The following is a 20,149-nucleotide window of genomic DNA, read 5'->3' as shown; positions in this document are numbered from 1 at the left end:
CGTAGCATGAAGGGGCTCACCAGCCGCCCGTGGAAAGCGCAGTGTATTTCCCCGAGCTGGATAGAAGATTGCTGGCATTTACTGTACTTGCTACAGCTAATGATGACTGAGAAATCTCTTGTTAGAAAAATACCTGATGCCCTGAAAGTAAATGAAATGTATTGATCTTTCTTGCGTAGAATTCTTTTTTGTAAAAACTCCATATCAGCAGCCCGTATACACGTAGACTCCAGCGGGAGGAAAGGCATAGGTGAGACACTGAAATGCGCTAGCATGAAGGGGCTCACCAGCCGCCCGCGAAGTGTATACGGGCTGCGGTTTCCGAAGTAACTTACTTCCATTACCAGGTTAGAGACTCAACATTGATGTTACTTCGCATTTTATATCAAATGCGATGAAAACCTAATTTGTTGAAACATAACACATCCATTACTTAGCGGTTTCCCTTTCTTTCGTGTTGCCCAACAATACTGATTTGGCCTTTTTTCTTTTTTCCTTATCACTTAACACAAACAATGTATCCCCTTTTTTAATGACAGATGTTCCTGTTGGAGTCATCAATTTTTTGCTTCGTGTTATTCCAATGATGAGTGTGTCATCCGGTAAACTTATTTCGATTAGAGACTTACCTACTGCCGGAGATTTTTTTGGTATGGTTACCTTCATAATTTCCGAATCAGAATTCCCCAAATTTATTAGTTCAATACTGGATTGTCCATCATCATCCTCTTCTGTTAAATCGAGCTTTTCAGCTAGCCAGGATAAGGTGCCTCCCTGAACCAAAGCAGATATTAAAACAACAAAGAATACAGTGTTGAAAATCAGGTTGCTGTTTTCCAGCCCGGCCAAAATTGGATAGGTTGCCAGAACGATAGGTACCGCTCCCTTTAAACCAGCCCAGGAAATGAATAGCTTTTGGTTAAGGTTATACTTCATAAACAGCATACTGATAAAAACAGCAACTGGACGGGCGATAAACATTAAAATGATTGCTATTAGAATACCTTCCCAGAAGACTTCTACCAATTCTTCAGGGAATGCCAGCAAGCCAAGTAATGTAAACATGACAATTTGCATCATCCAGGCAAATCCTTCATTAAATCTTAAAATTGCAAAGCGATGTGTCAAATCACTGTTTCCTACGAATAAAGCCATCACATACACTGCAAGCAGGCCACTCCCACCCAGATAGTCAGTAACAGCGTATGTAAATATAGAAGAGCCCATCGCCAGCACTGGATAGAGTCCGGAAATATCCAATTTAATATTATTTATGACCATTACAGTGATCTTACCTAAAACTAACCCGAATACGAGACCCAGCCCCATTTGCAGGAAAAAGTCAGAAATAGCCAGCCAGATAGAAATTTCCGGCATTTTAATTAATTCTATTAGTGTTACAGTCAGAAATACAGCCATAGGATCATTGGAACCAGATTCGGCTTCCAATGTGGAAGTAAGACGTTTATTATAGTTTTTACTTCCTAGCACAGAGAAGACGGCTGCTGCATCAGTGGATCCGATGATTGCACCCAAAAGAAGTCCTTCCAATAAAGAAAAACCAAGTATGTAGGTTGTAGCAATACCGACCACAAAAGAAGTAATTAGAACACCGAGTGTTGCCAGGGTACCTGCAGGAACAAGTATCGGCCTGATCCTGGTCCATTTTGTCTGTGTCCCACCGTCAAATAAAATAATTATTAATGCCAATGTACCAATTAATTGTGTTAATTGTGCGTTTTCAAAGTAGATAAAATTATTTAGCAACATACCGCCGATCAAGAAGAGAATCAGAGCAGGAAGCCCCAGTTGCGAAGAAAATTTCGTAGCCAGCACACCAATAATCAACATGATAGAGAGTAGAAATAATAATGCTCCTCCAGTTTCCATGACAACATCCTTCCGACATATCAGTTAAAGTGTATATTAACGTTTATATCTATTGTAGTGAAATATATCATTTTCCTCAAACAATACTGTTTTCGTAATTCAATCTGTGAAATGAATATATAGTGACAATCTCTTGATCCTGGTAGGATAATAGACTGTTTTGAGATAAGATAGATTTAACAAATTAAGAATAGGAGCTGATTTCAATTGTCTGTTCATGGTATCCAAGTAAAAGGTGCAATCGACTCTGAGACCCGCTGTAAACATTACCATCAGGAAAATGACCGGATTGCCATTAAATTTTATTGCTGCGGAGAATATTTCCCCTGCTTCAAGTGTCATGCGGAAGAAGGGTGTGGCAGCAAAGATGTAGTATGGCCGCAGAGCAAATTTAGTGAAGCGGCTATTTTATGCGGTGCTTGCGGAAAGGAACTTACAATTGAGCAGTACTTAAATAGTAGTTTTAAATGCCCTGTTTGCCAGGAAGCATTTAATCCAGGGTGTAGATTTCATCATGATTTATATTTTGAAAAGCAAAGACAGGTTTAATGAGGGGTTTACGGACAAAGCGGCATGAACAAAAGCTGATTCCCCTGACACATTAGGGAACCAGCTTTTTTACACGCTCTATTAAGCAACAACATCATAACCCTGTTCTTCAACCGCTTCACGCATAGCATCTGAAGTAATTTGTGCTTCATCATACGTTACTTCTACTTTACCTGCAGCTAAATCCACTTCAGCATTGGTAACACCATCCAATTCATTAAGGGCACCTTCTACAGACATTTTGCAGTGTCCGCAAGTCATACCTTGGACATTTAAAGTCGTTTTCATGTTGTTCTACCCCCCTTTCAAAGTCAGTTATAACATTATATTTTAACCCGCTTCAATCGAAGTGAGTTGGAAACGACACTTACAGAACTTAATGCCATTGCAGCACCGGCAATCCATGGCGCCAACAGTCCCAAGGCCGCAATTGGAATTCCGGCCGTGTTGTAACCGAACGCCCAGAACAGATTTTGACGGATATTTTTAATTGTAGCATGACTAATTTTAATAGCTTTAGGAATGAGTAATAGCTCCCCACCGAGAATGGTTACATCTGCAGCCTCAATCGCCACCTCAGTTCCTGTTCCAATTGCAATCCCAATATCGGCTGTGGCCAGGGCCGGAGCATCATTAACCCCATCACCGACCATTGCTACCTTTTTACCTTGTAACTGTATTTCTTTTACTTTCTCTGCCTTTCCTTCAGGTAATACCTGGGCAATTACTTTATCTATCCCTACCTGATCCGCAATTGCTTTTGCAGTGCGTTCATTATCACCTGTCAGCATAATTACTTCCAGACCTTGCTCTTTTAATTGCTTGATTGCTTCAGGTGCAGTTTCTTTAATCGTATCCGCAACGGCAATCGTACCACGGTACGTTCCATTAATAGCTATTAGCATAGCGGTTTTTCCGGCTATTTCAAAGTCTGTTAATTTCTCTTCAACTGCATGGACATCAACTTGATTATCGGCCATCAATTTTCGATTTCCGACAATTATCCTATTCCCCAAAATCGTTGCTTTAATACCATGGCCAGGTATGGCAGTGAATGCTTCTACATCAGCTAATTCGATTTCTTTCTCTGTTGCATAGGCAACAATTGCTTCTGCCAGCGGGTGTTCCGAACCTTTTTCCGCACTTGCGAGTAATTCTAAGGTTTCATTGTCCCCTGTAAAATCAGTTACTTCCGGTTTCCCTTTTGTAATCGTCCCTGTTTTATCCAAAACAATAGCATCTAATGCATGGGTACGCTCTAAATGTTCGCCACCTTTAAATAATATCCCATTTTCAGCTGCCCTTCCCGTTCCGACCATTATTGATGTTGGTGTAGCCAAACCGAGAGCACATGGACATGCGATGACCAGAACTGCAATGGAAGCAATCAAAGCCGGTTCGACTTGACCTGGCTGAACGAAAGATAACCATATAACAAACGTTAGGATCGCAATCACCACAACAATGGGCACAAAATATCCGGAGATGACATCGGCAAGTCTTTGAATTGGTGCTTTGGAACCTTGTGCATCTTCCACTGCCTGAACAATGGAAGCCAGTGCCGTGTCTTTCCCTACCTTTGTTGCTTCCATTTCAATCGATCCGTTTTTATTTATCGTCGACCCGATAAGGGCTGCATCTACCTCTTTTTCAATTGGAATGGACTCACCAGTTATCATCGATTCATCGACAGAGGTTCTGCCCTTCACAATTTTACCGTCTACAGGTATTTTTTCACCCGGTTTAACGATTAGACGGTCTCCAACAACAACTTCTTCAACCGGAATCATCCGTTCTTGGCCATCACGCAGAACACGTGCCTGTTTTGCCTGCAAATTAAGCAATTTGGAAATGGCAACTGTTGTACGACTCTTTGCACTTGTTTCTAGATACTTTCCGAATAAAATCAACGTAATAATAATGGCACTTGTTTCAAAATAGAGATGCGGCATATAGCCAGGATTTCCAGTGGCTTTTATTGCCTCAAAAAGGCTGTAGAAATAAGCAGCACTGGTACCAAGCGCGACAAGTACGTCCATGTTGGCTCCTCCATTCCGGAGATTCTTATATGCACCAACATAAAACTGCCAGCCGATAATGAACTGGACGGGGGTCGCAAGAACGAACTGGAACCAAGGATTCATGAAAATATCCGGAATGTGCACACCAAATAAATGGACTAGCATTGTCAATAGAAGCGGAAAAGACAACACAGCCGAAATGATCAATTTCGCCTTCATTTTCTTGAGCTGTTTTTCTTTCTGCGTCTGTTTTACCTCTTTATCTATTTTTGGCTTTGCGTCGTAGCCTATTTTTTTAATTCTTCCGATAATCGACGCTTCATCGATTACGCCGGGATTATATTCAATGGATGCACTTTCCGCTGCCAGATTAACCGTGGCCTGCTTAACTCCGTCCTGTTTATTCAAAACTTTTTCGATTCTTGTCGAGCATGCGGCACAAGTCATTCCACCCACATCCAACACCAATTTTTCATTTAAAACTCCATATCCGATTTTTTCAATTTTCGAGGTAATTTCATCGATTGAAGCTTTAGCAGGATCATAATCAAGCGTTGCCTTTTCGGTTGTCAAATTAACCTGGGCTTCCACACCATCCATTCTATTCAGCACTTTTTCAATTCGATTGGAACAAGCTGCACAGGTCATTCCTGTCAAACCAATCGTAGTATGCTTTTCTGCACTCATCTTTATCCCCCCTTACTTGGAAAACTGCTTCATGACGTCCATAAGTTCCTCAATTGCATCATTACCTTCACCAGACTTGACAGCATCACTGACACAATGTTTGACGTGTCGTTCAGCTACTTCAAACCCAACCTTTTTCAATGCTGCATTTATCGCACTGATCTGCACCAAAATATCTACACAATAACGGTCTTCTTCAACCATCTTTTGAATACCGCGAACTTGCCCTTCAATCCGCTTCAAACGGTTAGCAACAGCCTTTTTCTCATCCCTGGATCGAGGCATTGTAGGGTGATCATGTAAAAATTCATCCATATCAATCACTTCCTTTGGTTTATATTTATACTATACCCCCCTATTGTATAATTGTCAAAACAAAAAACTTGGAAAGCCTCCGGTAAGGCCCCTAAGTACAAGGCAGAAAGTCTAGCTCACCTATAGATTGCGAACCAAAAGTGTATACGACTTCGTTTTTGGATTAAATACATGATTATTTATGAGGTGGATCTTCTCTTTGGCATCTTAGACCATTTGGTGTCCACATACAATTGATGAAGTGCTTTTTATTGGCATCTCTGTCATCAATTTATACCAAACATTTATAGCTTAATATTCCCTTGTGGTTGAATTTCTACTATAATGAAATTAACCAATTAAAGCGATTACATTCATGTAAGGAGGAATAATCTTAATGAAAACATATGCATTGACTGCATTCGACCCGTCAGGAGAAAAGCTTCTTGATGAGTCATTTACTGCTGCAAATGACGAGGAAGCGAAAAAAGTCGGAAAAGCCAGGCTTGATGAGAAAGGATACACAGACCACACGCACCGCTGTGTAAACCCGGAAGCAAAACTAGTCTTGTTTCACAGATAAGTTGCCCCTCCTGAAATTTACGGCTTACTCTCTATATTGATGGAAAAAATAAAAGAACAAAAGCGCAAGCGCCCGTTTAGGGACGTACGGACTGCGCCCCGAACTGTGGGGTGGTTCGACTTGTCGAACATTCCTACGTAGGAGATAAAGGAAACACGACGAACGGAGAGAGTCGATGTTGACTTTCACCACAAGGGTATAAGTGCGACTAAGCCTCATGTCTTAGCCAGTCGGCAAGTCTTCTTTATCGTACGGAGGCGAAGGAAGTCTCGGTAGTCCCTGGGCGTTGGAGCTGGGCGATCAAAAGCGAAGGTGACTGTTCAGAAACGCACGCATAAGCAAGGGACTGGAAAGCGCATGGTTTTCGCGCTTGGAATGTCCATTAGCTTATGACGGGAGTTTCTAGGAACCGTAGCTGGACGTGGCCGTTTATGTGTAAGAATTAATTGCTGCCAAAATTTTATACTTTCCTATCCTCAGAAAAAGCCCGCAGATGAATTCATCAGCGGGCTTCTTATGTAACAATTTTAGTTAGTCTCTTCAGGATTACCGTAAAGCTCTTCCAATGGCTTCGTAATAATACGGCTGATATCATTGATTACAAGGTTCAAACGCTGTTCCTCTTCCATCAATTTAGCAATATCCTGATGTTCCTGTACTGCTTCAACAACAGCACGTGCTTTTTCGACTTCTTCTTCGGTAATTTCAAGCCCTTGCATTTGCTTTTCCTGTAACTCCATTTGCGTATCACGGAAATTTTCAAACATTTGCTTGGCGCTTGGATCATTCATAACCGTTTCATATGCAGTTTGCAGATTTTTAAATTCTTCGCTTTCACGAATAGCTTTTTCCAAATCATATGCGCTATCATAAATATTAGGCATGTGTTTCCCTCCTTGACATTACTAACGCTACTATAACAGACCATGTAAAACATGTATACCCAGAGATAAATCGGCAAAATGAGTGAAAACCATTTTTCGGTTTTGATGGAACTGCTATAATTGAAAAGAGACTGACCAAAAGGAGTTTTCACCATGCAAAAAATGCTGAAAAAGGTATTTTCCACTTTTTTAATTTATGATGAAAATTTACCTGAAATTCCGGACAACTATCAATGGTTTCTCACAGAGACCAATCAGATTGCAGGCATATGCAAAAATGAATTGAGTGAAAAGGATGTTGCGATACTATCCGCTTTTTTGACTCCTTATAATTTAAATATTCCTAAACCAACAGAACAGGAATTGATATGGAAAGAAAGAATCCAGTCCTCTTCAAGCACGGAGGAACCAAATGAGGGTTTTCGGTTTGTTTATTTCCATTTTAACAAAAACCAGATTGAACCGGCTATTTTCAAAACAACTATCCAGGAATTCTTTTCGAGACCGATATCGATACTGTGGGAGAATGAGCATGAAGGGATAATTATCCAACAGAAGGAAGCCCTTTCAGCGGAGCAAATCTCCTATGTTCAAATTAGTGACACCCTAATGAGTGATCTTTATGTAAAAATCAAATTCATCGTAGGTCCTTTTCTAAACCAGTTTACTGGGTTGCGTGAATATCACTCAGCACTTGTCCAATCTGCCGCATATGCTTTTACATATACGGACAAGTCAGTCATTACCTATGTGGATGCCATTCCGTTCATTTTTGTCGAACATACTGCTGCTGACCAGAGGAAGCAATTAGGCACTTTTGTTTTGAAGGAATTCAGGAACGATGAAGATTTTCTTCAAATGATCCGGACATTTATTCACTGTAACCTGAATATCTCGGTCGCTGCAAAAAAATTATACATGCACCGGAACAGCCTTCAATACCGCATCGACAAGTTTCAGGAAAAAACTGGTGTGGATCTTAGACAGTTTGATCAGGCAGTCACCGTTTATCTAGCACTTTTAGCAATCATGCACAAAGACGAAGCGTAACTTTGTGCACCGTTGCCATTTCCCACCCTTTATAAATTCTGTACACTGGAGTTATTAGAAAACTTGGCATTCGCCAACTTTTCGGCGAATGCCTTACTTGCTAAAAAATTTACATAACGGAGGGAAAAGAAATGGCTGAATTACGTTTGGAACATATTCAAAAAACATATGATAAAAATGTTATTGCTGTAGATGACTTTAATTTGCATATTAAGGATAAAGAATTCATCGTTTTCGTTGGTCCATCAGGTTGTGGGAAATCTACAACGTTACGCATGATTGCAGGTTTGGAAGAAATTACGGATGGTGAGTTCTTCATCGATGATAAAAAGATGAACGACGTCGCACCGAAAGACCGTGATATCGCAATGGTATTCCAAAACTACGCATTGTATCCACACATGAATGTTTATGACAATATGGCATTTGGATTAAAGCTCCGTAAATTTAAAAAAGATGAAATTGATAAGCGCGTGAATAATGCGGCTAAAATCCTTGGTCTGGAAGCATACCTTGATCGTAAGCCAAAAGCTCTTTCCGGCGGTCAGCGCCAGCGTGTTGCACTTGGACGGGCTATCGTACGGGACGCCAAAGTATTTCTGATGGATGAGCCCTTATCCAATCTTGATGCTAAATTGCGTGTGCAAATGCGTGCTGAGATTCAAAAGCTCCACCGTCGTCTTCAAACAACTACTATTTATGTAACGCATGACCAAACAGAAGCTATGACGATGGCAACACGTCTTGTCGTGATGAAGGACGGAATCATTCAGCAGATAGGCGCACCAAAAGATGTGTATGATCTCCCGGAAAATGTGTTTGTCGGTGGATTTATTGGTTCCCCTTCCATGAACTTCTTCACAGGCACATTATCAAATGGATATTTCGTTATGGATGATCAGGTGAAATTAAAAGTTCCAGAGGGCAAGTTAAAAGCGCTGAAAGAACATAATTATACAGATAAAGAAGTAATTATGGGAATTCGTCCAGAAGATATCCATGACGAATTAGTGTTTATAGAAGCGGCTCCAGAATCCAAAACAACGGCTCTGATTGAAGTAGCGGAACTAATGGGGGCTGAATCTGTTCTATATTCGAAAATCAGTTCCCATGATTTTGTTGCAAGGATTGATTCCCGTACTGATATTAAAGGCGGAGACAATATCGAACTTGCATTTGACATGAATAAAGTTCATTTTTTTGATAAAGAAACCGAACTTAGAATAAGATAAGTGTTAAGAGAAGCGGATTTTCCGCTTCTTTTTTTGCAAGTAGGGAAGTATAAACATACCAACCTGCATAAGGTGCAACTAAGGCTGTCACCGAAAGGCATGGTGACAACCAAGATTTCTGACAAATTGAAACGATTTCTGCATAAGGTGCAACGAAAGCATTCACCCAGAGGCATAGGCAAATGCCTTGAATTTCTAATTAGAGAGTATATCGCCATTCCTGCTCGACTTTTACGTGGGACCTCTTTAGCAGGATTTCCTCTACTCGATGTCTTGCGGTTTTAAATATATATGTAAGGGAGGAAAGCCCCTGAAGACTCTCCTCCGTCCATATTATTTAGAAGTTTCCATTCATTTGTTGTTGAGCAGTTTGAACAAGACGCTTAGTGATTTCTCCACCTACAGAACCATTCGCACGTGAAGTAGTATCAGCGCCAAGGTTCACTCCAAATTCTTGAGCGATTTCAAATTTCATTTGATCAAGAGCTTGCTGTACTCCAGGAACAAGTAATTGGTTTGAATTGTTGTTGTTAGCCATGTTTATCACCTCCTGTAATTCTATTGTCTGCACTTCATAAAAACTTATAACTAGTTATCGCTGGTAATTTGTAGGATAATTTCCAACTCGCTTAAAGGAAAAACACGTTGCTGGTTGTGTCAGCAACGTGTCTCTGTGAGATTATTTTGGATATGTCATCTCCTCTGGTTTTACGTATTCATCAAACTGTTCTTCAGTCAGCAATCCTAATTCCACAGCCGTTTCTTTCAATGTGGAATTATCATTGAATGCTTTTTTAGCTATCTTGGCTGCATTTTCATATCCGATATGCGGATTCAATGCAGTCACAAGCATTAAGGAATCATTTAAATATTTTTCTATTTGTTCATGATTTGGCTCGATACCAACCGCACAGCGTTCATCAAATGAAATGATGCTGTCTGCCAGCAATTGACTGGACTGCAGGAAGTTATATGCGATTACCGGTTTGAAGACATTCAGCTCAAAATTCCCTTGACTTGCTGCAAACCCGATTGCCGCATCATTTCCCATAACCTGCGCTGCCGCCATTGTAACTGCCTCACTTTGTGTCGGATTTACTTTACCTGGCATAATGGAGCTTCCAGGTTCATTCGCAGGAATTGTAAGTTCGCCAATTCCACAACGTGGTCCACTTGCAAGCCAGCGGACATCATTGGCAATCTTCATCATATCAGCTGCCAATGCCTTTAGAGCACCATGTGCATAAACCGTTTCATCGTGACTTGTTAAAGCATGGAATTTATTCGGTGCGGAGATAAACTCTTTTCCTGTATACTCACTGATTGCTGCACAAACACGATCAGAAAACTCCGGGTGTGCATTCAATCCAGTTCCAACAGCCGTACCACCTATTGCCAATTCTCTTAAATGATTTGTGCTTTCATTAATCATCATTTCAGATTTCTCCAGCATACGATGCCATCCACTGATTTCCTGGCCAAGTGTCAATGGTGTTGCATCCTGTAAATGCGTACGCCCTATTTTTACTATATCCGAAAAAGCATTCTGTTTTTCTTTAAGTGTTGCTTTTAATTGTTCAACTGCAGGGATTACAGTATCCTCCAATTTAATTACAGACGCTACGTGCATTGCAGTAGGATATGTATCATTGGAACTTTGGGATTTATTCACATCATCATTCGGATGAAGTCTTAATTCACTCCCCTTTTCCTGAAGCCACTTATTGCCGACAAAAGCCAATACTTCATTTACGTTCATATTTGACTGTGTACCGCTTCCTGTCTGCCATACAACCAGTGGAAAATGTTCATTCAGTTTATCCTCAAGGACTTGATCTGCCGCATAAGAAATTGCCTCCGCTTTTTCACTTTCCAGAAGTCCTAAATCTTTATTAGCCTTTGCTGCACTTCTTTTTAATATTGCAAACGCTTTTATAATCTCAAGCGGCATTTTTTCGTTGCCAATAGGGAAGTTCTGTTTACTCCTCTGTGTTTGTGCCCCCCAATATTTGTCTGCTGGTACATTGATTTCCCCGATTGTATCTCTTTCCACACGATAATCCATCTTGTTTTTCCTCCCTTTGTTATGTATGATGATTGCTAAAACCATTTCTATTGTATCAAATTTTTCAAATAAAATAATAGTTATAATACTTATCTTCCAAAAGACTTAAGGATCTAAAAATGCCATAAATTTACACTGACACAAAATTGTACTACTATATTATCCAAAAATTATTCCTTTTTCGATATAATACTAACGTAGGATTTTAAAATTGAGGAAGACCATTCAACGCAGAACCACTCACACAGTAGAAGTCTTTCTTGCAGCTATAGATTTTTTGCAATACGTGTTTAGAGGAGGATCTCTATATGCCGAATATATGGACACATTTACTGTTCTGTGAAGATGTTATCGATGCTGTAAAGCAGCCATATCCATTTTCACAATACGAACCCTATATGAAACTAGGGGCACAGGGTCCTGATCCCTTTTTTTATTACAATTTCTGGCCATGGATTAAAGAAGAGCCGGTACATGAAATTGGAATGGAACTGCACACAAAACAATGCGGTGAATTTTTGATGGACCTTATTATAAGTGCAAAGGACCAATGCAGCGAAGTGAAAGCCTATGTGACTGGATTTATCACACATCATCTATTGGACCGGCATACACATCCATATATACATTACCGTGCGGGCTATAAAGGCAACAACCACCAAAAGCTTGAAATTTTAATTGATACGGTAATGATGGAAAAATTTCACAAGCTGAAAACGTGGAAATCACCGGTCTATAAAGAAATTAATGTGGGTAAAACTTTAAACCCGGAAATTTCCGCACTGCTCGATCACAAGATAAACAAATATTATCCGCATTTAAAACAGTCAAATCCGGAATACATTCAAAGATCGTATAAGGATATGATGCTTGCACTTAAAATACTGGCAGATCCTCGTGGGTGGAAAAACCTTCTTTTCGGATCAATGATTTCACCCTTTTCCCATCAACCCATAAAGGATGATATTGACTATTTGAATCTAAATCATACAACATGGTACCATCCCGCAACAAATGAACCATCCAATAAAAGTTTTATTGAACTATACAGCAAAGCCAGGGGAGAATGCATCGATATCATTATTGAATTGAAAAATTATTGGGAAAAAAATAGCGAGCATTCCAGACAGAGGCTGACAGAACTTATCGATCATATTTCATATGATACCGGCAAACCATTAAAACTTGGTCTCGTCAATAAATACAGTGATCCGATCGTATAAAAAAACAGAGTCTGCACTCTGTTTTTTTTTATTGCTCTATGCTTTTTTTATAGCTCGGAGCGGATATAAAGTGTGACGCAGCTTTTGCCAGCCTATTTTGGTTTTACTTCCACTTTTCCTTTAGGGTCTGTAAGTCGTTCTGCATCTCTGATCCCTTGATCAATATCAACAAGTCTTAAAATAAAGATACCGATGATAAAAAAGAAAACGAGTGATATAATGCCAAATCTGCTGTTCCCTGTAATCTGACCAATAAAAGCGAACATGAATGGTCCCACAACAGCTGCGAATTTGGAGGAAATACCATAAAAGCCAAAGAATTCCGCATGTTTATTGGCAGGTACCATTCGACCGAAAATCGACCTGCTCAATGATTGCGCACCGCCCTGTACCATTCCGACACAGATAGCCAGAATATAAAAATGTATAGCTGAATTCATAAAGTATCCAAGGATGACAATACCGAGATAAACGAAAAGCGTTATATTTAATGCTTTTTTTGCAGTAATGACTGATGCAAGCCAGCCGAAGAAAAACGTAAAAGGAATCCCCACAAACTGTGTAATCAGCAAGGCAACAATCAAATCATTTTGAGCGATCCCGATTTCGCTGCCATAAACGGTTGCCATCCGGATAATTGTAGATATTCCATCATTGTAAAGCCAGAATGCCAGAAGGAAAATAAGGAGCTGTTTATACTGCCTAATTTCCCTGAAAGTGTTGCCAACCCTTGAAAAGCCGATTGCCACATAAGATTTATCCCGTTTCGTTTGCACTTTCTTTTCTTCTTTAATATTTTTTATTAAAGGTATTGAGAAAATCAGCCACCAAATACCTACAGAAGCAAAAGAAACCCGACTGGCCATTGCAGTATCGGCAAGCCCAAACCAGCCAGGATTCAAAATCATCAATACGTTTATTAACAGCAATATTCCTCCGCCGATGTAGCCATATGCGAATCCTCCAGAGGACACACGATCCATCTCATCTTTTTCTGCTATTTCAGGAAGAAAACCATCATAAAATATGTTTGCCCCCGAAAACCCGATTGATCCGACAATAAATAATACAGAAGCTAATATGTAATCTCCTTCTCCAACGAAAAACAATAGAATACTGGCTATAATACCCATAAACGCAAAAAATTGCAGGAACTTCTTTTTTGACGCAGAAAAATCGCTGATCGCACCCAAAATTGGTGCCAAAAATGCCACAATCAGCACGGAAACCGATTGCGAATACCCCCAGTAACTTGTTGCCAAACCTTCCTCAAGCCCTGAAGCGGCAACACTTGAATAGTAAACCGGAAGAACGGCTGCCATAATCGTTGTAGCAAATGCAGAGTTACCAAAATCATAAAGCATCCAGCTTCGTTGTATTTTCTTTTTATTATCCATTGTAATCTCCCCCCTTTCCATTAGCATAGCAAATAGGGAACACCAGGCGCTCGATAAATTAAAAATTTTACAAAAAATATATAATTTTTTCTAAAATCGACATATTCCTAAGCCTTTGGGCGATTGTCTTAGTTGCCATGTAAAACGATTGCTGTTTTTACTTGCCAACAACTTATTTCCCCTTTCCCTCTCTTGTGGTTGGTACTTCTTCAAGTGCAGCTGCTGCTTGGTTTGTGTCCTCAATTGCAGCTGTCAAGTTGGACATACGACCAACCTGATCTTCGACAATTGCTTCAAGTTCTTCTATTGTCGCAGTAGTTTCTTCGATAATAGCCGCCAATTGGTCAACGGAATCATCAATCGTCACGGAGGAGCTTTGTATGTCTCCAGCCTGCTCCCTCAGATCATTTAAATATTGAATGAAAATGTCTAATTGAGCAGTTATTTTTTCAAAGTTGATTTGAGCTAGTTTCAGACTCTCTGAACTATGCAGAAGCTGTGATTTATTATCATTTACTTCTTTTTGGGTTTCCACAGCCCCCACTTCAATGGTGTTCATATTTTCCTCTATTTGCTGGGCTGTCTGATTAGAGACTTCAGCCAGTTTCCGCACTTCCCCAGCAACGACAGAAAACCCTTTCCCCGCCTCCCCAGCTCGTGCTGCTTCAATACTGGCATTTAAAGCAAGCAAGTTAGTTTGGGTAGCGATGTCCCGTATTTGTGCTGTGAAATTGTTATTAACCTGGATTTTCGTTACGAGGTTCTCCATATTGCTGATTAATTGATTAAAAGAATCCTGAAATCCTTCCATTGTGCTTGACAGGTCTTCAATCGATTCATGGCCATTTTCGGACAATGATTTTAATTGTTCACCTTCATCGACAGTCTTTGTAAAAGATTCCATCATTTTATTCAGTAATTTATTCGTATGTTCTGTACTCAACGATATTTTCCCAGCTTCTTCAGCTTGAGATTGGCTGCCTCTATTAATTTCCGTAAATGCTTCACGCATTTCTGCCATAGAGTGGAAATTCAATTGGCTGTCTTTTTCGAGAATATTCATCTGGGAACGAACCTCTTGGGCACCCTTTTGTACGATTGCAGACTGTGTTTGCTGCATTTCAGAGAAAGATTCGCTTTCTTCCAATGCATTTTCAGCATTTCTGATCAGCATTCGCGCGATTTTCACCTGGATGACAAGCACAATAAAAACAAGAAGGTAAAATACAAGTGTAATTGCTGTTGCACGACCATCAAAACCGATGACCTCGCCTTTTTCGACAACAAAGAACATCAGCAGGCCAAGACCTACTATCCCGCCTGTAATAAGGGCAGCCATTGATAACGATATTGCAGCAACTGCAAGCAGATAAAACATAAAGAGCATATTTGTAACATAATCAGAGCTAAGGATAATCATTAATGCAACCCCGGCAATCGCCGTAATGACGATATATGGAATTACTTTTAAATATATTCCTTTATGGTTGAAGATCCCTACGACCGTCAAGCAAAGGATGCCTCCTGCCCCGATTGCCACAATGTTTTCAAGCGGAGCACCCACGATAAGTTCTGCCCCGACCCCAAGTAAGATTGAAAATAATAAAATATAAAAAGTTATGTTGTTCTGTCTATGTATTAACGTATTTGTCTTTTCCATGCTGCTTCCTCCATACTATGTATAATGTGATCCCCCATAAAAAGGCCTTACCACTCAGGAGGTAAGGCCATAGGAACAAAAGCTATTCCCAAACAAAATGTTTGAATTCTTCACTTAAATTTATAAATTGGTCTTTATGGCCATTTTCGAGGGAGATATTTATTTCTTCCTCTAATCTTGCCTTATTCCAGTTAAAACAAAGTTCATCCATTATTAAGCGTGCAAAAAGTCTCAGTTCATAAGGAATTTCACGTTTAGCTCTCCACTCTTTACCCTGATAACGATAAAATCTGTAAACTATCTTTTCCTTTTTCACGGAACACGCCCCCTTTTGTTCCTTTTTACTATTATCTTAAATTTTTAGAATAATTGCAACAAAATTTTAATAAAAAGTTTAGTTTCGTTATATTCTTTCCCCCGGGAAATTTACTTAGTAAGTTCCAAGACATATAACCATGCCCTTTAATGTTTCTCTAGACCCATCCGATTCTCTTCTGATACACTATTAAAGTTAAGATGTTGGGTATGGAAAAACACATTAGTCTTGCGAACAATTAACCGCTTATAATTTCTTTCATTTTTGAACAACCTCTAATAAGGACATAGAAAACATTCAGCAATAAATTTGGAGGCAATTTAATGAGTCATTCAGAAAACCTGAAAAAAGGGGAAAAAGGAGCTTGGATCAGTATTGGAGCATATATTTTGCTTGCCATCACCAAGCTTTACATTGCAGCAATAGGTCATTCAGATGCTTTGAGAGCAGATGGTTTAAACAATACAACCGATGTTGTTGCATCTGTTGCTGTGTTGATCGGACTGAAAATATCGAGAAAACCTCCTGATGAAATACACCGGTATGGCCATTACAGAGCGGAGACAGTCGCCTCCATGTTTGCAGCCTTTATCATGATGTTCATTGGGGTACAAGTTATTTTTGATACCTTTCAAAAGCTGTTTGTTGCCGGCGTTACTCAACCAGACATGCTTACTGCCTGGACAGCGCTTGGTTCTGCTGTAATTATGTTACTTGTTTACCGCTATAATTTTAAGCTTGCCCAAAAAATTAAAAGCAGTTCCTTGAATGCAGCAGCACAGGACAATCGCTCAGATGCATTAGTCAGTATTGGAGTATTTGTCGGAATCATAGGTGCGCAATTCGGAGTTTTCTGGCTCGACCCATTAGCTGGGTTGGTAGTTGGTATCATTATCTGCAAAACCGCCTGGGATATTTTTAAAGAATCTACTATCACATTGACAGACGGTTTTGATGAAGAACAATTGGAAAATATAAAAACAAGTATTACAAAGGACGATGATGTAAAAAAAGTTGTGGATGTTAAGGGAAGGATTCACGGAAATCAGGCATTAGTTGAGATTACCATACTTGTCGAACCCAGTCTGAATGTTGCCGAGAGCCATAAAATAACTGAAAGAATCGAAAATTACCTTGATTTAAAGCATAATATTACTCATGCACATATTCATATTGAACCATATGAAGAGTAACAGGCTTAACGCACAAACCGCGTCAGGCCTGTTGTTTTTTATAAAGAAAATAAAAATACAGTCATAATTGCGCCAATAACGACAAACACGACATTTAATCCGGCAAAAGCTAAACCAATGGCTACTAATCCACCAATCATTCCTACATGCGGCTCCTCTGGATTGACTGACAAGATTCCAGGAAAGATCAGTGCCCCCAGTGCGGCATACGGTATCGCTCCCAGCCACCTGTTGAGCCATGGGCGGAACTGCATCTTCTCAACAATAAATGCTGGGATAACTCTTGGAAGCATTGTTACCAAAGACATACCAATAATAATTAGAAAGATCATTTACGGCCCTCCTTGAGCAAATAGATACCACTCATTCCCCCAAATATTGTCCCCGCAACAATGGCCCAGCCTGTACTCATTCCAATCTGAATACATAAAGCATTGATCAGCATGGCAACAATGGCAATGAGTGCCACCCTTTTTTCCTTTTTTATAGAGGGAACGAGGAGACCTATAAACATCGCATATAAAGCAATGCCCATACTTTGACTTAATTTCTCAGGGATGACATCGCCCAGAATGCCACCGAGGAGAGATCCAAAAATCCACGATAAATAGGCAATTACAATGATGGCCCCATAGAAAAATGCGCCTTTTTCCATTTTCGATTCATTTGGATTTACTGCTGATACCGCAAAAGTTTCATCAGTAAGCCCCATAGAAAGTGGTAGTCTCCATCGTAAGCTGAAGTCCCTTAGTTGATTCATAAAGGAAAGACTCATCACAAAATGGCGAAAGTTCAGTACAAAAGTTGCGATAATGATTTCCAATGCACCGGCTCCCACTGCAATCATATTCACGGCCATAAACTGACTTGCGCCGGCAAACACCATGATGCTCATGAGCGTTAATTCCGTTAGTGACATCCCTGCTTGTTTTGCAAGCACACCATATGTAAGGGCAACAGGTAAATAACCAAGCATAATCGGAAAGCCGGTAAGTAACCCTCTTCTGATCATATGTAAAGAATTCGGTGAATTTATTTCTCCCTTGTCTGTCACAATTGCTGACAATCCTCCCTTCATAAAATTCTTTATATTATAACCGAATCAGCAGTAAAATTGAAGCCATTTCGTTGGAAAAGATATGCTATTGACAAACAAAGATTGGACCATGTATAGTCAATATTATCATAATTAAATCACAACGTTTATCCAAGGGTTAACAGTAGATTATATTCTGGCAGAAAATAGAGACAAAGCGGTTGCTGCAAGCTTTGGCCGGTAATAATTGAATTACAGATCCTATATAACTGATTGCTCGTACGGTCATAGTGAATAGTCAGCAAATGGATTTTTTACAATGAGAGGGTGAAAAATAATTTCACCAATCAGGGTGGTAACGCGGAGCCAAGCTTCGTCCCTATTTTTTAGGGGCGGGGCTTTTATATTTTTAGCAGGAGGAAAACATCATGATTCCAATCAAACCAAAACATCAGCCTTCAATTATGGAAGCAGCTGTATCTTTTATTTTCATCATCGGTCTAATCAGTTATTTTATAATTGGACTGGGGACTGCCCCCCATATACCGATCCTACTTGGTATCTTTACCTTGGTTGTTTACGGTTTACTTAAACGAATACCGTTTAGGCAACTGCAGGAAGCAATGATTTCAGGAGCAAGCTCCGGAATGGGAGCGATTTTCCTTTTCTTCCTTATTGGTATACTTATAAGCAGCTGGATGATCAGCGGAACAATTCCCGCCTTGATCGATACTGGCTTTTCAGTTATTGGAACCACATGGTTCTATGGAATAGCATTTGCTGTGACAGCCATTATTGGTGTTGCGCTGGGCAGCTCTCTTACAACTACTGCGACGATTGGGGTAGCGTTTATCGGAATGGCTGGTGCGATGGATGCATCTTTTGCTATAACGGCAGGTGCCATCGTCTCCGGTGCCTTTTTTGGAGATAAAATGTCTCCGTTATCCGATACGACCAATCTAGCTTCAACAATTGTCGGTGTGGATTTATTTGAGCACATCAGACATATTAGTTTAACAACCATACCTGCATTTATTATTTCATTTATTTTGTTTGTCATTTTATCTCCCGAAAACTCTGGCTCGGCTTCCCTGAACCGTGTGGAAGAGTACCAAACAGCATTGCAGTCTGCAAATATGATACATTGGGCATCCTGGATACCATTAATCGTGCTGATCATCTGTACGGTATTTAAAGTCCCTGCTTTTATAGCATTAATGGCCAGCAGCAGCGTAGCAACATTATCTGCAAGCATTACAGGCAACCTGACATGGTCCGAAATATGGACAATCTGGTTTAATGGATATACCGGTTCGACTGGTTTTGAACCTGTTAACGACTTACTGACTAAAGGCGGTATCAACAGCATGCTGTTTACAATATCATTGGTCATTCTCGCTTTAAGCTTTGGAGGATTGTTATTCGTAACTGGCATTCTTCCTAGTATGCTCACAGCTTTACAAGAAAAATTACAGAAAGCCCGTTCCATAATTCTCTCCACAGCAGCGACTGCAATCGGTGTGAATGTATTAATTGGAGAACAGTATCTTTCCATATTGCTTACAGGGGAAACCTATAAAGGAATGTATGAAAAAGCAGGCCTGACCAAAAAGGCACTTTCGAGAACGCTTGAAGATGCAGGAACAGTCATAAACCCGCTCGTACCGTGGAGTGTGTGTGGAGTATTTATCGCAAACGTATTAGGCGTCCCTGTCCTTGACTATCTGCCATTCGCATTTTTCTGTCTGCTTAGCCCAATCATTACGATTCTTTTCGGAGCAAAAACTGCAAAGATCCGTAAACAATGAAAAGAGAGACCGTTGGTGGTCTCTCTTTATTTTATATAACTAACCCACTTTGGCAGATTGAAATTGACAAATAATCCTTGTCAGTAGCAAGGAGGGCTGAAGATACACTGCTTACGTTGACTTTGGATTAACTGTTCTCTTTGATCAGTCTAGGATACATCAATATCCTAGGCTCTTTTTGTTAATTTAGTCTTTTATTATCGTAGTTGATATAAAATGCGACGTAACTTCTATTTGTGTTAGAACTTTGGCACGAATAAT

At 40.0% G+C, this 20,149-nt stretch carries 19 protein-coding genes; 7 read left to right on the top strand and 12 right to left on the bottom strand.

Going from position 1 to position 20,149, the window contains the following annotated elements:
• Window positions 1-429 precede the first annotated feature (429 nt).
• Window positions 430-1,890, bottom strand: coding sequence for a potassium/proton antiporter (locus A4245_RS18730; protein WP_067730751.1), 1,461 nt, complete (start codon window positions 1,888-1,890; stop codon window positions 430-432).
• Between the two features lie 207 nt (window positions 1,891-2,097).
• Between A4245_RS18730 and A4245_RS18725 the strand changes: the two genes are divergently transcribed.
• On the top strand, window positions 2,098-2,439 hold the full coding sequence (locus tag A4245_RS18725; RefSeq protein WP_067730749.1) for a CHY zinc finger protein: 342 nt from the start codon (window positions 2,098-2,100) through the stop codon (window positions 2,437-2,439).
• Between the two features lie 81 nt (window positions 2,440-2,520).
• On the opposite strand, the gene copZ is transcribed toward A4245_RS18725, so the two are convergent.
• Genes copZ through A4245_RS18710 form a run of 3 tightly spaced genes read right to left on the bottom strand, consistent with a single transcriptional unit; the run spans window position 2,521 to window position 5,462 of the window.
• Window positions 2,521-2,727: a copper chaperone CopZ gene (gene copZ, locus A4245_RS18720; RefSeq protein ID WP_067730747.1), complete on the bottom strand. Its 207-nt coding sequence runs from the start codon at window positions 2,725-2,727 to the stop codon at window positions 2,521-2,523.
• Between the two features lie 35 nt (window positions 2,728-2,762).
• Window positions 2,763-5,147 (bottom strand): heavy metal translocating P-type ATPase, encoded by a 2,385-nt coding sequence (locus A4245_RS18715; RefSeq protein WP_067730745.1) that lies wholly within the window; start codon window positions 5,145-5,147, stop codon window positions 2,763-2,765.
• 12 nt (window positions 5,148-5,159) lie between these two features.
• Entirely contained in the window at window positions 5,160-5,462 is a 303-nt protein-coding gene (locus A4245_RS18710; RefSeq protein ID WP_067730742.1) for a metal-sensing transcriptional repressor, read from the bottom strand.
• Between the two features lie 376 nt (window positions 5,463-5,838).
• Here A4245_RS18710 and A4245_RS18705 point away from each other — a divergent pair, with 376 nt between their 5' ends.
• Window positions 5,839-6,024: a YhzD family protein gene (locus A4245_RS18705; RefSeq protein ID WP_067730740.1), complete on the top strand. Its 186-nt coding sequence runs from the start codon at window positions 5,839-5,841 to the stop codon at window positions 6,022-6,024.
• 527 nt (window positions 6,025-6,551) lie between these two features.
• On the opposite strand, the gene A4245_RS18700 is transcribed toward A4245_RS18705, so the two are convergent.
• Entirely contained in the window at window positions 6,552-6,908 is a 357-nt protein-coding gene (locus A4245_RS18700; protein WP_067730738.1) for a YlbF/YmcA family competence regulator, read from the bottom strand.
• A gap of 153 nt (window positions 6,909-7,061) precedes the next feature.
• On the opposite strand from A4245_RS18700, the gene A4245_RS18695 reads away from it, so the two are divergent.
• Both A4245_RS18695 and A4245_RS18690 read left to right on the top strand, forming a co-directional pair.
• Window positions 7,062-7,958 (top strand): PucR family transcriptional regulator, encoded by an 897-nt coding sequence (locus A4245_RS18695; RefSeq protein ID WP_067730736.1) that lies wholly within the window; start codon window positions 7,062-7,064, stop codon window positions 7,956-7,958.
• Window positions 7,959-8,089: 131 nt separating this feature from the next.
• On the top strand, window positions 8,090-9,190 hold the full coding sequence (locus A4245_RS18690; RefSeq protein WP_067730734.1) for an ABC transporter ATP-binding protein: 1,101 nt from the start codon (window positions 8,090-8,092) through the stop codon (window positions 9,188-9,190).
• Window positions 9,191-9,527: 337 nt separating this feature from the next.
• On the opposite strand, the gene A4245_RS18680 is transcribed toward A4245_RS18690, so the two are convergent.
• Together A4245_RS18680 and fumC are read right to left on the bottom strand one after the other, a co-directional pair.
• Window positions 9,528-9,728, bottom strand: coding sequence for an alpha/beta-type small acid-soluble spore protein (locus A4245_RS18680; protein WP_067730730.1), 201 nt, complete (start codon window positions 9,726-9,728; stop codon window positions 9,528-9,530).
• A gap of 141 nt (window positions 9,729-9,869) precedes the next feature.
• Window positions 9,870-11,255 (bottom strand): class II fumarate hydratase, encoded by a 1,386-nt coding sequence (gene fumC / locus A4245_RS18675; RefSeq protein WP_067730728.1) that lies wholly within the window; start codon window positions 11,253-11,255, stop codon window positions 9,870-9,872.
• Between the two features lie 308 nt (window positions 11,256-11,563).
• Between fumC and A4245_RS18670 the strand changes: the two genes are divergently transcribed.
• A complete protein-coding gene (locus tag A4245_RS18670; RefSeq protein WP_067730726.1) occupies window positions 11,564-12,478 on the top strand; it encodes a zinc dependent phospholipase C family protein in 915 nt (304 codons plus the stop codon).
• A 92-nt stretch (window positions 12,479-12,570) separates the two neighbouring features.
• Here A4245_RS18670 and A4245_RS18665 read toward each other — a convergent pair whose 3' ends face one another.
• The 3 genes from A4245_RS18665 to A4245_RS18655 all read right to left on the bottom strand — a co-directional run bounded on the left by A4245_RS18665 (window position 12,571) and on the right by A4245_RS18655 (window position 15,851).
• Entirely contained in the window at window positions 12,571-13,875 is a 1,305-nt protein-coding gene (locus tag A4245_RS18665; protein WP_067730724.1) for an MFS transporter, read from the bottom strand.
• Between the two features lie 172 nt (window positions 13,876-14,047).
• On the bottom strand, window positions 14,048-15,535 hold the full coding sequence (locus A4245_RS18660) for a methyl-accepting chemotaxis protein (RefSeq protein ID WP_067730722.1): 1,488 nt from the start codon (window positions 15,533-15,535) through the stop codon (window positions 14,048-14,050).
• Window positions 15,536-15,617: 82 nt separating this feature from the next.
• Complete coding sequence (locus A4245_RS18655) at window positions 15,618-15,851, bottom strand: IDEAL domain-containing protein (RefSeq protein WP_067730720.1); 234 nt, start codon at window positions 15,849-15,851, stop codon at window positions 15,618-15,620.
• A 323-nt stretch (window positions 15,852-16,174) separates the two neighbouring features.
• On the opposite strand from A4245_RS18655, the gene A4245_RS18650 reads away from it, so the two are divergent.
• The gene (locus A4245_RS18650) at window positions 16,175-17,044 is read left to right on the top strand and encodes a cation diffusion facilitator family transporter (RefSeq protein WP_067730718.1); all 870 of its coding nucleotides are present in this window, start codon (window positions 16,175-16,177) and stop codon (window positions 17,042-17,044) included.
• A gap of 38 nt (window positions 17,045-17,082) precedes the next feature.
• Here the strand turns inward: A4245_RS18650 and A4245_RS18645 are convergent, their stop codons facing one another.
• Both A4245_RS18645 and A4245_RS18640 read right to left on the bottom strand, forming a co-directional pair.
• Entirely contained in the window at window positions 17,083-17,376 is a 294-nt protein-coding gene (locus A4245_RS18645) for an AzlD domain-containing protein (RefSeq protein WP_067730716.1), read from the bottom strand.
• The gene (locus A4245_RS18640; RefSeq protein WP_407668400.1) at window positions 17,373-18,056 is read right to left on the bottom strand and encodes an AzlC family ABC transporter permease; all 684 of its coding nucleotides are present in this window, start codon (window positions 18,054-18,056) and stop codon (window positions 17,373-17,375) included. The genes A4245_RS18645 and A4245_RS18640 overlap by 4 nt, the downstream gene beginning before the upstream one ends.
• A gap of 452 nt (window positions 18,057-18,508) precedes the next feature.
• On the opposite strand from A4245_RS18640, the gene nhaC reads away from it, so the two are divergent.
• Complete coding sequence (nhaC, locus tag A4245_RS18635; RefSeq protein ID WP_067730712.1) at window positions 18,509-19,888, top strand: Na+/H+ antiporter NhaC; 1,380 nt, start codon at window positions 18,509-18,511, stop codon at window positions 19,886-19,888.
• Window positions 19,889-20,149: the final 261 nt, after the last annotated feature.

Origin of the sequence: Oceanobacillus damuensis, assembly GCF_001618145.1 — a bacterium.
GTDB lineage: Bacteria > Bacillota > Bacilli > Bacillales > Amphibacillaceae > Oceanobacillus > Oceanobacillus damuensis.
Note: the sequence above shows the minus strand (reverse complement) of the source record. Positions and strands in the feature narration are given on the sequence as shown.

Excerpts from the sequence above, each read along its gene's own strand:
- A4245_RS18730 (WP_067730751.1), bottom strand. The coding sequence starts at position 1,890 with ATGGAAACTGGAGGAGCATTATTATTTCTACTCTCTATCATGTTGATT.
- copZ (WP_067730747.1), bottom strand. The coding sequence starts at position 2,727 with ATGAAAACGACTTTAAATGTCCAAGGTATGACTTGCGGACACTGCAAA.
- A4245_RS18715 (WP_067730745.1), bottom strand. The coding sequence starts at position 5,147 with ATGAGTGCAGAAAAGCATACTACGATTGGTTTGACAGGAATGACCTGT.
- A4245_RS18710 (WP_067730742.1), bottom strand. The coding sequence starts at position 5,462 with ATGGATGAATTTTTACATGATCACCCTACAATGCCTCGATCCAGGGAT.
- A4245_RS18705 (WP_067730740.1), top strand. The coding sequence starts at position 5,839 with ATGAAAACATATGCATTGACTGCATTCGACCCGTCAGGAGAAAAGCTT.
- A4245_RS18700 (WP_067730738.1), bottom strand. The coding sequence starts at position 6,908 with ATGCCTAATATTTATGATAGCGCATATGATTTGGAAAAAGCTATTCGT.
- A4245_RS18695 (WP_067730736.1), top strand. The coding sequence starts at position 7,062 with ATGCAAAAAATGCTGAAAAAGGTATTTTCCACTTTTTTAATTTATGAT.
- A4245_RS18690 (WP_067730734.1), top strand. The coding sequence starts at position 8,090 with ATGGCTGAATTACGTTTGGAACATATTCAAAAAACATATGATAAAAAT.
- A4245_RS18680 (WP_067730730.1), bottom strand. The coding sequence starts at position 9,728 with ATGGCTAACAACAACAATTCAAACCAATTACTTGTTCCTGGAGTACAG.
- fumC (WP_067730728.1), bottom strand. The coding sequence starts at position 11,255 with ATGGATTATCGTGTGGAAAGAGATACAATCGGGGAAATCAATGTACCA.
- A4245_RS18670 (WP_067730726.1), top strand. The coding sequence starts at position 11,564 with ATGCCGAATATATGGACACATTTACTGTTCTGTGAAGATGTTATCGAT.
- A4245_RS18665 (WP_067730724.1), bottom strand. The coding sequence starts at position 13,875 with ATGGATAATAAAAAGAAAATACAACGAAGCTGGATGCTTTATGATTTT.
- A4245_RS18660 (WP_067730722.1), bottom strand. The coding sequence starts at position 15,535 with ATGGAAAAGACAAATACGTTAATACATAGACAGAACAACATAACTTTT.
- A4245_RS18650 (WP_067730718.1), top strand. The coding sequence starts at position 16,175 with ATGAGTCATTCAGAAAACCTGAAAAAAGGGGAAAAAGGAGCTTGGATC.
- A4245_RS18645 (WP_067730716.1), bottom strand. The coding sequence starts at position 17,376 with ATGATCTTTCTAATTATTATTGGTATGTCTTTGGTAACAATGCTTCCA.
- A4245_RS18640 (WP_407668400.1), bottom strand. The coding sequence starts at position 18,056 with ATGATCAGAAGAGGGTTACTTACCGGCTTTCCGATTATGCTTGGTTAT.
- nhaC (WP_067730712.1), top strand. The coding sequence starts at position 18,509 with ATGATTCCAATCAAACCAAAACATCAGCCTTCAATTATGGAAGCAGCT.